The 13,690-nt window shown below is 43.2% G+C and carries 13 protein-coding genes; all 13 read right to left on the bottom strand.

Going from position 1 to position 13,690, the window contains the following annotated elements; all coding sequences use genetic code 11:
* Window positions 1-2: 2 nt before the first annotated feature.
* Window positions 3-284 carry a hypothetical protein gene (locus QSJ46_RS01535; RefSeq protein ID WP_039181498.1) on the bottom strand — a complete coding sequence of 94 codons (282 nt, stop codon included), beginning with the start codon at window positions 282-284 and terminating at the stop codon, window positions 3-5.
* Entirely contained in the window at window positions 281-649 is a 369-nt protein-coding gene (locus QSJ46_RS01540; RefSeq protein ID WP_285604179.1) for a hypothetical protein, read from the bottom strand. Before QSJ46_RS01540 ends, QSJ46_RS01535 begins: the two co-directional genes overlap by 4 nt.
* Complete coding sequence (locus QSJ46_RS01545; protein WP_285604180.1) at window positions 646-2,043, bottom strand: hypothetical protein; 1,398 nt, start codon at window positions 2,041-2,043, stop codon at window positions 646-648. Before QSJ46_RS01545 ends, QSJ46_RS01540 begins: the two co-directional genes overlap by 4 nt.
* Complete coding sequence (locus tag QSJ46_RS01550; RefSeq protein WP_285604181.1) at window positions 2,015-2,782, bottom strand: ATP-binding cassette domain-containing protein; 768 nt, start codon at window positions 2,780-2,782, stop codon at window positions 2,015-2,017. The genes QSJ46_RS01545 and QSJ46_RS01550 overlap by 29 nt, the downstream gene beginning before the upstream one ends.
* A 58-nt stretch (window positions 2,783-2,840) precedes the next feature.
* The gene (locus QSJ46_RS01555) at window positions 2,841-3,110 is read right to left on the bottom strand and encodes a hypothetical protein (RefSeq protein WP_041107838.1); all 270 of its coding nucleotides are present in this window, start codon (window positions 3,108-3,110) and stop codon (window positions 2,841-2,843) included.
* A gap of 255 nt (window positions 3,111-3,365) precedes the next feature.
* On the bottom strand, window positions 3,366-4,658 hold the full coding sequence (gene eno, locus QSJ46_RS01560) for a phosphopyruvate hydratase (RefSeq protein ID WP_003212752.1): 1,293 nt from the start codon (window positions 4,656-4,658) through the stop codon (window positions 3,366-3,368).
* Between the two features lie 30 nt (window positions 4,659-4,688).
* Entirely contained in the window at window positions 4,689-6,224 is a 1,536-nt protein-coding gene (gene gpmI / locus QSJ46_RS01565; protein ID WP_107163049.1) for a 2,3-bisphosphoglycerate-independent phosphoglycerate mutase, read from the bottom strand.
* Window positions 6,217-6,978, bottom strand: a complete 762-nt coding sequence (gene tpiA / locus QSJ46_RS01570) for a triose-phosphate isomerase (protein WP_017359213.1) — start codon at window positions 6,976-6,978, stop codon at window positions 6,217-6,219. The genes gpmI and tpiA overlap by 8 nt, the downstream gene beginning before the upstream one ends.
* A gap of 30 nt (window positions 6,979-7,008) precedes the next feature.
* Window positions 7,009-8,193 (bottom strand): phosphoglycerate kinase, encoded by a 1,185-nt coding sequence (locus tag QSJ46_RS01575; RefSeq protein WP_285604182.1) that lies wholly within the window; start codon window positions 8,191-8,193, stop codon window positions 7,009-7,011.
* 213 nt (window positions 8,194-8,406) lie between these two features.
* The gene (gene gap, locus QSJ46_RS01580; RefSeq protein WP_007500174.1) at window positions 8,407-9,414 is read right to left on the bottom strand and encodes a type I glyceraldehyde-3-phosphate dehydrogenase; all 1,008 of its coding nucleotides are present in this window, start codon (window positions 9,412-9,414) and stop codon (window positions 8,407-8,409) included.
* A gap of 31 nt (window positions 9,415-9,445) precedes the next feature.
* Window positions 9,446-10,483, bottom strand: a complete 1,038-nt coding sequence (locus QSJ46_RS01585; RefSeq protein ID WP_039181517.1) for a sugar-binding transcriptional regulator — start codon at window positions 10,481-10,483, stop codon at window positions 9,446-9,448.
* 308 nt (window positions 10,484-10,791) lie between these two features.
* On the bottom strand, window positions 10,792-12,165 hold the full coding sequence (locus QSJ46_RS01590) for an amino acid permease (protein ID WP_047203010.1): 1,374 nt from the start codon (window positions 12,163-12,165) through the stop codon (window positions 10,792-10,794).
* Between the two features lie 139 nt (window positions 12,166-12,304).
* Window positions 12,305-13,498, bottom strand: coding sequence for an ornithine--oxo-acid transaminase (locus QSJ46_RS01595; protein WP_107163048.1), 1,194 nt, complete (start codon window positions 13,496-13,498; stop codon window positions 12,305-12,307).
* Window positions 13,499-13,690 lie beyond the last annotated feature (192 nt).

Below are 13,690 nucleotides of genomic sequence, written 5' to 3' on the forward strand. Positions count from 1 at the left end.
TTTTATGTTCTACGCTTTTTCACCACATGCTTCACATATTGAATAAAAAAATAGAGCACGGCGCCAGCTAAAAAGCAGACCACACATCCAAAGAGCGTCGCCTCTGAACTGAATTGATACTCTTCAATTTTCATGATATAAAATGGCATGCCAAACATTGATGGACTTGATTCAACATGATTGACCTCTAGCAGCAGTAAAAAAACAGGGGTCATAAACACAGCAAATACATACAGCATCGCAAGTGTTAAACCGCTGGAAAACGAATGAAATACTTTAATCATCTCTTTCTCTCCTTCATCTCTTTTAAACTGGCTGTGATATTTTTCCCGTCTGGGCAAGCTGGATGCAGCATCACCGTATTTAGTAAAGAAAAAAACAGCAGTTGATGACTTACCGGATGCTTGCATATCATAAAAAGCACAATCGAACAAAGCACCGGAAAGAGCGGGCCTGCAAGTGCCACCATCATATTGAAGCTCGGCCGGACAAATTTCTCATGGACCAGCGCCACATGCTTCCAATCAATCGTTATCACAAAATCAAAGAGCGGCCTTTTTTCGATTTTGTTACACACCATGATCATCAGCATATGACCGAGTTCATGTATCAGCACAACCAATAGGAAACTACACACAAGCTCTATCATCGCAAGACAGGCCTCTTTAACATGACCGCATATATACAGCTAAAAAATGCAAGTGAACCTAGCAGATAGGCGGTGGTGAGAAGATACACATCTGTTGAAAGCCACTTCAATAAAAGCATATCGATGAAGCTGAATACAGCAATCATCATTACGATGACAAACAGTTTATTAAACTCACTGATCTTCACGATAAATCCGGTACAGGCCGCCATGGCAGTGATCAACAAAATGGACAAACTTGCAAGGACATGGCCTTCACTTTCAATGCCTATCACTATAGATGCAAACCCAATAAACACAAAATATAGCAACAAATTAATAGCGTAATAAAATAAAATTCTCGACAACAAATAAGCGCCCTTTGATGTATTTAACATAAAGATGGCCCTTTGATTCATATGATATTCTCTGCCAATCATCAGCGGAAGCATGATCAATATTTCCTTTAACGCATACTGAACAATAAAGGCATACAGCCAGCCGATTTCTACCGGTGTAAAAACAAAAGGCAGCCCCGCCGTCAAACAAACGAGAAATAAAAACAAAATGCCCTGTTCTTTAAAAACAGATGAACGGCTGAAATAGACCAATTCCTGCCGCAGGTGCGTCAGAAAGGAAGATTGCGTTCTGATTTTCTTATAAGAAAACGACTTCACCTCTGTTTTCAGCTGCAAAAACATCCAATGGACATAAGAAGCCGCTAACCCCTTCAGCCATAGCCAGCCAGCGCTTAGAAGGATCATTAGAAATATGAGATAGACTGATGGCCATACGCGGATCATCTCCATTGCTTTTTGCAAAAGGAGAAACACCAATAGATTCAGCACCGCAAAGCCGAGCGTTTGCAGCAGCAAATGCTCTTTTGTTTTTGATACGAAATGGCTCACAGCAATCCGCATCACCATCCAAGAAGCGAGTGCAAACAGAGCCAGTACACAGCAAGTCATGCATACAACCGTTATCCAATAAAGAGATGGCGTAACACCGCTGATCAAAAGGCCTAATACAATCGGTAAAAAAAGCAGTCCAACCACGAGGAAACAAAAGAGCATCGGAAAGAAATATACACAAAGGACAAATGGCACACTTTGTATCGCACTATTCAAAAAGTAGAATTGATATTCCTGGCGCTTTAATTTATTGCGGGATAACACAATGCCTGCGCTTAAAAGTAAAAGCGTCATTTTCATCAATTGGAGGTATAGAGTAGCCGGCTCGCTTTCTCCTGCCTGCATGAAAAAGCGCAGGCTGATAACGACGTATATCGCATACATGAGCAAGAAAAAAGCCGCGGCTGCGAGAAGCTGTATTGGGTACTTTTTTGCGAGCTGCTTTCCTTTTGCTGTCAGCATCCCCCATTCTATTTTATGAAGAACGTGTCGTGTCCAGATCATTGAGTAACCTCTCCACCTGCATATAGTAATCTCGATTCACTTCTTTATAAATCTCTTCAAGTGCCTGATGAGGAAATGTCTGATTCGTTTCTTGGCGGGACATATCCAGCTTGACGTCACCATTTCTCAAGATCATGAGATGGTCATAAAGCGTATCACCAAAACTCAAATGATGGGTTGAAATGAGAATGCCAGCGCCTTGCTCTCTCAGCTTCATGAGCACCTTTTTTAAGATAATCATCATATCTGGATCAAGTCCGTTCGTTGGCTCATCAAACACATAATAATCACATGGCCTGAGGAGCTGTGAAATGATCTGCGTTTTCTTTTGATTGCCATGAGACAGCTGAGCGATAGGCTGATCCATATACGACCCCAGCTCAAACAGATCAATGAACGTCTCTTCCCGTGTGACATCTTGCTCATTTGGCAGCTGAAGTAATTGAAAGTATTCCCTCGGCGATAAATAATCGAACAACGAATGGTCATCAGGAATATAGGAAACATGTTTTTTAAACAAGGAGATATGTTCTGAGGATTGAAGGTTCAGCTGTTTACCATGTAAAGTGACGCATCCTATAAATGGCGTCAGCCCAAACATGGATTGGATCATCGTCGTCTTTCCCGCACCATTATGCCCCAAAAGCAGCAGCATCTGCCCTTTCTCGACACTTATTTGAATATTGCGGAGAGAGAAGGTGCGGCTATATGTTTTTTCTTTTAATTGTAATGTCAGCATCATATCCCTCCGTTTGATTCAGATAGAACAGATGACCTTGCATCTGTTCTCATCCCTGTTAATAACCACACTGGATTTTAACGTACATGCCTAATAATTTGAACTCTCCTAAAAATTTCGAGCCCCGTCCAAAGGTCTTGCATGCCCAAATCAATGCTCCAAGTGAAATAATGCCCAATATAGCGGCAAGGACATAAATCCAAAATGCGTTTTTCTGTACATTCTTAGAAGTTAGAATTCGTTGCTTCCTTTCATCATATGCCGCCAACAGGTGAAGGACATACATATACACACCTACTGGAAAACGAAGGCTAAAAGGATTCAGCATCTCATCACCCCCTAATATATGTAAAATGATACCACTCCCTTACAGAAAGCATAAGTTCATTTCAGATCATATTTTTAGACGAATTTTCATGATTTAGTGCTTATAAATGGAGGGGATTTTGACTTTGTCTCTAACTGAAGGAGGAGGTTTTACAGAAATAGGATAAGTCAAATGAATTAGCCAGCGGATTTCGCTCAACAAAAAAACGCTGCGTCCCGCTCTCATGAAAGAGTGGAACGCAGCGCATAGCTGACATTATTTATTCAAGTTATAGAATGTTGCAATGCCGTGATATTGTGCTGTTTCAGCCAATTGATCTTCGATGCGAAGTAATTGGTTGTATTTCGCCACACGGTCCGTACGAGACGGAGCACCTGTTTTGATTTGTCCAGCGTTTGTTGCAACAGCGATGTCTGCAATAGTGCTGTCTTCAGTTTCACCAGAACGGTGAGAAATAACAGCTGTGTATCCTGCGCGTTTTGCCATTTCGATTGCATCAAATGTTTCAGTTAATGTACCGATTTGGTTTACTTTGATCAGGATTGAGTTACCGACACCATTTTTAATACCTTCAGAAAGCTTCTTCGTGTTCGTTACGAATAAGTCATCTCCTACTAGCTGAACCTTGCTGCCAAGGCGCTCAGTTAATAGTTTGTGACCTTCCCAGTCGTTTTCATCAAGGCCGTCTTCGATAGAGATGATTGGGTATTTCGATACCATATCTTCATACCAGTCAACCATTTCAGCAGATGTTTTCACAACACCTTCGCCTGATAAATGATATTTACCGTCTTCTTTGTTGTAGAACTCAGAAGATGCAGCATCCATTGCAAGTTTCACTTCTTCACCTGGTTTGAAGCCAGCTTTTTCGATCGCTTCAACGATAGTTTGAAGTGCTTCTTCGTTAGAACCAAGGTTTGGAGCGAATCCACCTTCGTCACCTACAGCTGTGTTTAAACCTTTTGCGCTTAATACAGATTTCAGGCTATGGAAGATTTGAGCGCCCATGCGAAGTGCTTCACGGAAGTTTGGAGCACCTACAGGCATAATCATGAATTCTTGAATGTCTACGTTGTTATCCGCATGCTCTCCACCGTTGACGATGTTCATCATCGGTACTGGAAGCGTTTTGGAGTTGAATCCACCAAGGTATTGATAAAGTGGAATTTGTAAGAAATCAGCAGCCGCACGTGCTACAGCGATAGATACGCCAAGAATTGCGTTTGCGCCTAATTTCCCTTTGTTTTCTGTTCCGTCAAGTTCGATTAACATTTTGTCGATCGCTACTTGTTCTGTTACATCAAAGCCTAAAAGCTCTGGTGCAATGATTTCGTTTACGTTGTTTACAGCTGTCAGAACACCTTTTCCAAGGTAACGGTCTTTGTCTCCGTCACGTAGTTCTACTGCTTCATATTCACCAGTAGAAGCACCACTTGGAACAAGCGCACGGCCAAAGCCGCCAGATTCTGTGTAAACTTCTACTTCAACTGTTGGGTTACCGCGAGAGTCTAATACTTCGCGTGCATATACGTCAACAATGTATGGCATTTTTAATTTCTCTCCTTTTGAATCAATTTGTTATTTTTGAATCAATGATGTTCCTGTCATCTCTTTTGGTTTTTCAAGACCAAGTAAGTCTAAAAGCGTTGGAGATAGATCGGCTAAAATGCCGCCTTCTCTAAGCGTCGCACCTTTTTTCGTCACGATGACTGGCACAGGATTCGTTGTATGTGCAGTATGCGGCTTTCCTTCTTCGGTAATTAGCACGTCTGCGTTACCGTGGTCTGCCGTGATGATGGCATGTCCGCCTTTTGCCAGGATTGCGTCGACTACAGCTCCTAAGCACTCATCTACTGCTTCAATAGCTTTGATTGTTGGCTCAAGCATACCTGAATGACCAACCATATCCGGGTTAGCAAAGTTCAGAATGATCGCATCATGCTTGTCAGCATTGATGTCTGCAACAAGTGCATCCTTTACTTCATAAGCGCTCATTTCCGGCTTGAGGTCATAGGTTGCCACATCTGGTGAATTGATTAAGATGCGGTCTTCACCAGGAAATTCTTCTTCACGTCCACCGCTCATAAAGAACGTCACGTGAGGATATTTCTCTGTTTCAGCAATCCGCAGCTGTTTCAATCCGTTTTGAGCAAGCACTTCTCCTACTGTGTTATCCAAATTCACTGGTTTGAAGGCAACATAGCCGTCAACCGTTTCACTGAAGTGTGTGAAGCAAACGAAGTGTAAATTCTTCGGATGAGCTTCTCCGCGGTCAAACGAGCGGAAATCTGCATTTGTGAAAGTGTTCGAGATTTGGATGGCACGGTCTGGACGGAAGTTATAGAAAATCACAGAGTCGCCGTCGTTTACTTTGGCAACCGGCTCACCATTTTCTCTCGTAATGACAGATGGAATAACGAATTCATCGTAGATTCCATTTTCATAGGAGTCATCAACGACATCATAGATGTTTTGATAACTTGGGCCTTCACCATACGCCATCGCGCGGTACGCTTTCTCCACACGATCCCAGCGTTTGTCACGGTCCATTGAGTAATAGCGTCCAGAAAGTGTTGCCACTTCACCGACACCGATTTCTTTGATTTGTTCTTCCAGCTGTTTTAAGTACACTTTGGCTGTCTTCTGACCAACGTCACGTCCGTCCAAGAAGCCATGAATGTATACCTTTGTTAAGCCTTCTTTTTTCGCCAGCTTCAGCAGGGCAAAAAGATGCTGGATATGACTGTGCACACCGCCGTCTGACAAGAGACCAAATAAATGAAGCGCCTTGTCATTCTCTTTTGCATAAGTCATTGCCTCTAGGAACGTTTCGTTTTTCTCAAATTCCCCATCACGAATGGCAACATTCACTCTTGTTAAGCTTTGATATACAATGCGCCCTGCACCGATGTTCAAATGCCCCACTTCAGAGTTCCCCATTTGACCTTCTGGGAGACCTACTGCCTCACCTGAAGCCGTTAAGGTTTGATGCGGAAATTCGTTCCAGTAGCGGTCAAAGTTCGGTTTTTTTGCTTGTGCGACAGCGTTACCGACTGTTTCGCCTCTTAAACCGAACCCGTCTAAGATGATTAATGCTGCTGGTTTCTTACTCATATTGACCTTCCTCCAATAATTGAACGAAAGACTGAGGTTCTAAGCTTGCGCCGCCTACCAAAGCACCGTCAATATCGGATTCTGCCATATATTCCTTAATATTTGCCGGCTTCACGCTTCCGCCATATTGAATGCGAAGGCTGTCTGCCGCTTCTTGACCAAATTCGCTTGCAACGGTTTGGCGGATGTGTGCGCAAACGTCGTTTGCATCTTTCGCTGTAGAAGATTTTCCTGTACCAATAGCCCAGATTGGCTCATAGGCAATCACAGATTCAGCAACTTGCTGCTTCGTTAAACCAGCTAGTGCTTTCTTCACTTGATCAGCGACAAGTTCATTTGTTTTGCCAGCTTCACGCTCTTCAAGCGTTTCACCAACACAAATAATTGGAACGATGCCATGCTTGAATGCAGCATGTGCTTTTTTGTTCACTGTTTCATCTGTTTCAGCAAAGAATTCACGGCGCTCTGAATGCCCAATCACTGAATAGCCGATGCCTAGATCTTTTAGAGCAGCAGGGCTGATTTCACCAGTGAATGCACCATTTTCTTCAAAGTGCATGTTTTGTGCACCAATTTTAAGGTCTGTTCCGTTTGATAGGCTGTTTAGCTTTTCAAGGAAAAGAGCTGGCGCACAGACAATGGATTCCACTTTGTCAGGAGATGGAATAGATGACTTAACTTCTTCAACAAAGCTGACTGCTTCGCCAAGTGTTTTGTTCATTTTCCAGTTCCCAGCTATAATTGGTTTTCTCATGATTGACACTTCCTTATAGCAGTTTTGGTCTTATTTATCGTTTAATGCAGTAACACCAGGAAGTTCTTTGCCTTCCATAAATTCAAGTGAAGCGCCGCCGCCTGTAGAAATATGGCTCATCTGATCGGCAAGACCAAATTTCTCAACAGCTGCTGCTGAATCTCCACCGCCAATGACAGAATATGTATCTTTTGCTTCTGCCAGTGCTTCTGCGATTGCTTTTGTTCCTTTAGCGAATGCATCGATTTCAAATACACCCATTGGTCCGTTCCAGACAACAAGTTTGCTGTTTTTAATAACGTCAGCATACTTTTCTCTTGTCTCTGTTCCAATATCAAGTGCTTCTAGATCACTTGGAATTTCAGAGATTGGCACAATGCTTGTATTCGCATCATTTGAAAAATCGTCGGCTACCAGAACATCTGTTGGAATCAGGAAGTTCACGCCTTTTTCTTTTGCACGGTCCATAAAGGATTTCGCTAAATCGACTTTGTCTTCTTCTAATAGAGATTTCCCTACATCGTGGCCAAGTGCTTTCACAAATGTGTAAGCAAGTCCGCCGCCGATGATGAGGTTGTCTACTTTATCAAGAAGACTTTCAATGACACCGATTTTATCCTTTACTTTTGCGCCGCCGATAATCGCAGTAAATGGGCGATCAGGATTTGAAATGGCTTTTCCTAACACCTCAAGCTCTTTTTGCATGAGGAAGCCTGAAACAGCCGGAAGATAAGCTGCAATTCCTGCTGTCGATGCATGTGCACGGTGTGCAGCACCGAACGCATCATTGACATACACATCGGCTAAATCAGCAAATGCTTTTGATAATTCCGGATCGTTCTTTTCTTCACCAGGATAGAAACGAACGTTTTCAAGCACTAGCACATCTCCTTCTTTTAAGTCAGAGATTTGCTTTTTCACGTTGTCGCCGTAAGCTTCATCTGCTTTTTTCACATCTCTTCCAAGAAGCTCTTGCAGACGTTTTGCCACAGGTGTCAGACGCAGTTCTTCAGTAACTTGACCCTTCGGACGACCCAAATGACTAGCTAGCAGTACCTTTGCGCCTTGTCCTGTTAAATACTCAATCGTTGGTAATGCTGCGCGGATACGAGTATCATCCGTCACTTCTCCGTCCTTCATTGGAACGTTAAAATCTACGCGGCAGAACACAACTTTACCTTTTACGTCAATGTCTTTTACTGATTTCTTATTCATGCTCGTCAGGAGATCCTCCTTTATTCTGGTTTCCTTACGCATTGGACAAGACTCTCTTTATCCTTTTCCCATTTTGCCCTCATCAAAACGAGAAATCGTGCAGAACGGATAAAAACAGAGAAAAAGGGAAAGGGATGCTTCCCCTTCCCTTGTCCGTCTTCATTATATCGTGTCTCTAGGAAAGAACCAAGTGAGTTCCTTCAGTGTGAGAAATTAAAGACCTTGTTTTGCAATGTAAGCTGCAAGGTCAACAACGCGGTGAGAATATCCACTCTCGTTATCGTACCAAGAGATCACTTTCACCATGCTGCCTTCCATCACCATTGTAGAAAGAGCATCGATTGTTGAAGAGTTTGCATTACCATTGTAGTCACCAGATACTAATGGCTCTTCGCTGTAGCCAAGGATTCCTTTAAGTTCTCCTTCAGCTGCTTCTTTAAGTGCTGCATTTACGTCTTCAGCTGTTACATCTTGGTTTAATTCAGCAACAAGGTCAACTAAAGAAACGTTAGGTGTTGGAACACGCATAGCGCCACCGTTTAATTTACCTTTAAGTTCAGGCAATACAAGCGAAACAGCTTTCGCAGCACCTGTAGAAGTTGGGATGATGTTTTCCGCAGCTGCACGAGCACGACGGTAGTCTTTGTGCGGAAGGTCAAGAATTTGTTGGTCATTTGTGTATGAGTGAACAGTTGTCATCATACCGCGTTTGATACCAAATTTATCGTTAAGTACTTTTGCAAATGGTGCTAAGCAGTTTGTAGTACAAGATGCATTAGAGATGACATCGTGGCTAGCTGCATCGTATTTGTCTTCGTTTACACCCATAACGATTGTGATATCTTCTTCGTTAGCAGGAGCAGAGATGATGACTTTTTTAGCGCCAGCTTCTAAGTGTTTCGCAGCGTCTGCACGTTTTGTGAAGAATCCAGTAGATTCAACAACGATTTCTACGCCTTGTTTACCCCAGCTTAATTTCGCAGGGTCACGCTCAGCTGATACTTCGATTGTTTTACCGTTCACTACTAAGTTTGTACCGTCTACAGAAACCTCTGCATCTAGTTTTCCGTGAACAGAGTCATATTGTAAAAGGTGTGCAAGCATGTTAGCATCTGTTAGATCGTTAACCGCTACTACCTCAACTTCAGGATTATTTAATGCTGCACGAAATACGTTACGTCCAATACGTCCAAATCCGTTAATACCGACTTTTACTGCCATGATGTTTCCTCCTTTTATAGGTCACAATGTTTTATATTGAGGGATCAATTGACTCCCTTAATAACTCTTTTGCGGCTCCTTCGTCTGTGACGAGAACCGTTCGGCGTGGTTTTTTGAAATAAGCTTCAATCGCCCCCGCCTTTGATGATCCACCTGCAACAGCAATGATGTGTGGAATGCTTTCTAGATCATCTAGCTGCATGCCGACGGAGTGCACTTTGTGTACGACCTCACCATCACGATTAAAGTAATAGCCAAAGGCCTCTGTCACTGCGTCATGCTCATCAATCTTTTTTAAATCTTCAGCTGGTGTATTTCGTCTCATCGCCATTGTTTTTGCTTCACCAATACCATGAATGAGCATCGTGGACGATTTAATCGTTTGAAGCACTTCTTTGACGGACGGCTCTTCAATAATGGAAGAGTATGCACCTTCTGACAGCTGTCCTGGAACAAACAGCAGTTTGTAAGTACCGGAAGCTTTTTCAGCCATGTGGGCACAAATGGTGTTTGCCTGATTTTTTACATTCTCCCCAAGACCGCCTCTAGCAGGGACAAACATCATATCGCGGTTTTTGGCATCAGGGGTCATCATTTCGGCAACGGCTTCCATCGTCGTTCCGCCAGTGACGGCGACGATATTATTTCCAGTAAACCTTTTTTTCATACATTGGACAGCAGCTCTTCCCATTTCTTGCTTCACCCACGGGGATTCGTCACTGTCACCAGAAACGATAATGACTTCTTCCAGGCCTAACTTTCTCTTTAATGTATTTTCCAAAAAGGTTAAACCTAAAACGTCCTTCATCATTCCTTCAAGCATTTCAAGCAAAGCGTGACCCTCACTCGTCAGCATCATGCCGCTCGTTTTGACATCCAGCAGATTTTGTTCTTTTAAAAACTGAACTTCAGCACGTAAGATACGCTCACTGAGACCAAGACTCGTCGCAAGACTTCTGCGGCCAATTGGTTCAGCTAATCTGATGTACTGCAAAATGTCGTAGCGTTTTTGCATAACAATGAGAAGATCTGGCAATAATTTTTTTTGAGCTTCCAATAAACGATTCATGGCTAACGACCCTTTCTTTTCACGTTGGACTAAAAACGTCCCACTGTGACAAAAAACGTCCCGCCACAGCCAAAAAAAATCAATCCCTGCTTTCTTTAATTATTTTAACAGGATAATCTTGCATTTTCAACTCTTAGAAACACATTTAGACAAAAAATAGACACATTTTCACCGAAAGCCTGCTTGTCATCAAGGTTCTTGCGATGATATTTCTTTTCAAAATATTTATTTCCTTTATATAGAATGAATATACGATTGAAAATGTGCATGCTGGTGATATCAGCATGCACATTTTTTTCAGGACCTGCTTATGTTTTTGTGATGGTTCCAAACTGTTTTGCCTCTTCCTTCGGTTTGATTTTAAGATAATAAATGATGTAGCAGGCGGCCATGAACGGGATTCCGCAATAAAGGCCGATCCGCTGATCCTCGATAAAAAATAAGCTGATGAGGACGATGCCAAATGCGATAAAGCCTGCTAATGGAACAAATGGATAGAGCGGTGTTCGGAAGACGAGATCCTTTACATCTCCACCCTCCTTTATGAATTGTTTTCTAAAGAAATACTGAGACAAGCAAATGGACATCCACACCACAACAAGGACCATACCAGAAATAGAAATGAGCCATACATACACCGTTTTTGGTGCTACAACACTTGTAAGCAGAGATAGTGCAGATACACCCATTGTCACCAATAATGCATTGATCGGAATTTTACGCTTGGACAGCTTTTTCGTAAAGTCGGGACCTTTCCCGTCTTTCGAAAGCGCCCAGAGCATACGTGATGATGCATATAACCCAGAGTTTGCTACAGATAAGACGGCTGTGATGATGATAAAATTCATGATATCTGCAGCATATGGTATCCCGACCTTGTCCAGCACGACGACAAACGGACTGTCGACGGTGCCTGCTGTCTGCCACGGAAGAAGTGCGGCCAGAACCGCAATGGATAAAACGAAGAAGACCATCGTTCTCCAAATAATATTTCGTATAGATCGCGGTAATGTTTTTTCAGGGCTTTCACTCTCTCCTGCAGCAATCCCTACAAGTTCTGTTCCTTGAAAGGAGAAATTGACCGTGACCATGGTTAATAAAATAGCAAAAACGCCGTTAGGAAATAGTCCGCCATGATCCGTCAAATGACGAAATAGAGGGGCTGGTTCTCCATCTTTCAGATGAATCATTCCGAAAATTGCGCCAATTCCAATGATAATAAATAATAGGATGGCAGCGACCTTAATGGCTGAAAACCAGAACTCGGTTTCAGCGAAGCTGCGAGCTGAGATGGCATTCACGGCAAATAAAATCACACTAAATGCAAGACACCACAACCAAACAGGGATATCTGGGAACCATCTTTGGAGCAAAATGCCTGCTGACGTAAACTCCAGTCCAATTGTACATGCCCAGCTAAACCAGTAAAGCCAGCCGATCATAAAGCCTGTGGACGGGCCTATATATTTGGTTGCATACTCCTGAAAGGAACCCGCTGTCGGCATCGCCACCGCTAATTCTCCAAGACAGAGCATCACCAAATACATTAACAATCCGCCAATGATAAAGGATAGAATAGCTCCCCCGGGTCCAGCCTGATGGATAATGAGTCCTGACCCAAGGAAAAGACCAGTACCAATGACGCCGCCTAAGGCAATCATAAAGAGATGCCTGCTTTTCATGGAACGTTCTAGTTCATTATGCTGTTCTTGCTTCAAATCCGTTTCCCCACTTTCACTCTTCTATTCATCATCCTTTGACAAAATTCGCTGTTCGTGGAAAGAGAAAGGGAGAAAGTGAAGGTTTCTCCCCCTTTGACATTTATGCTTGAAATAATGCTTCAATATGACCAATCGCCCAGTCTAAATCTTCTTTAGATATCGTGAGCGGTGGTGCAAAGCGGATGACGGTCTCATGAGTTTCCTTACATAACAGTCCTGCTTGTTTCAGCTTCTCACAATAAGGTCTCGCTGCTTCTGTCAGCTCCATGCCGATAAATAATCCGCGGCCGCGCACTTCCTTGATAACAGGACTTTGAATGCGCGTGAGTTTATCTTTTAAGTATTCGCCAAGCTCCATAGAGCGCGCTGCAAGGTTTTCGTCGATTAAGACATCTAGTGCAGCCAGCGACACCGCACACGCAAGAGGATTGCCGCCGAAGGTAGAGCCGTGAGACCCAGGGTTAAACACGCCTAATATATCGCGGTTTGCTACCACACATGAGATTGGGAATACACCGCCGCCTAAAGCTTTCCCAAGAATCAGCATATCTGGCTCAATGTCTTCCCAGTCACATGCAAACATCTTGCCTGTTCGCGCTAATCCGACCTGAATTTCATCTGCAATGAACAGCACATGTTCCTGTTCACAAAGCGCCTTCGCTTCCTTCAAGAAGCCCTCTGGCGGCATGACAATTCCCGCTTCCCCTTGAATAGGCTCAATCAGAAAAGCCGCTGTTTGTGGTGTGATGGCTTCACGTAACGCTTCAATATCTCCGTAAGGAATCAGTTTGATGCCTGGAAGCATTGGACCAAAACCTCTTTGATATTCTGCTTCAGAAGAAAGGGAAACAGCCGTCATCGTTCTGCCATGGAAATTTCCGACGCACGCAATGATTTCTGCGCGATTGTCTTCGATTCCCTTGACGTCATAGCCCCATCGTCTTGCTGCTTTTACAGCTGTTTCTACCGCCTCAGCTCCAGTATTCATCGGAAGTGCCATCTCTTTATTCGTCAGTTGACAAATTTTTTCATACCAAGGGCCAAGCTGATCATTGTGAAAAGCTCTTGAAGTCAGTGTCACACGGTCTGCCTGTTTTTTGAGCGCCTCAATAATGCGGGGATGGCGATGGCCTTGGTTCACTGCGGAATACGCACTCAGCATATCCATATATCGATTGCCTTCAGGGTCTGTCACCCAAACTCCTTCAGCCTCTGAAATCACAATTGGCAGCGGATGATAGTTTGCCGCACCGTATTGTTCCGTTTGTTGAATCACTTCATTTGTCTGTGTCATCGTCTATTCCTCCTTCTATAAGCTAGCCTTTTTTAAATTAAGTTCATCTACACACATATGATATGCAAGGATCGTGCCAACTTTCTGCCTGCATCATGGCGATGATTGTACAGGTTATTTATGCAAAATATATTTGCACATGCCAAATTTTTTAGAGGAAACCGCAAAATTTTTCGTGTAAAATAGAGGTAA

It is taken from the genome of Bacillus sp. YKCMOAS1, from assembly GCF_030268125.1.
GTDB lineage: Bacteria > Bacillota > Bacilli > Bacillales > Bacillaceae > Bacillus > Bacillus safensis.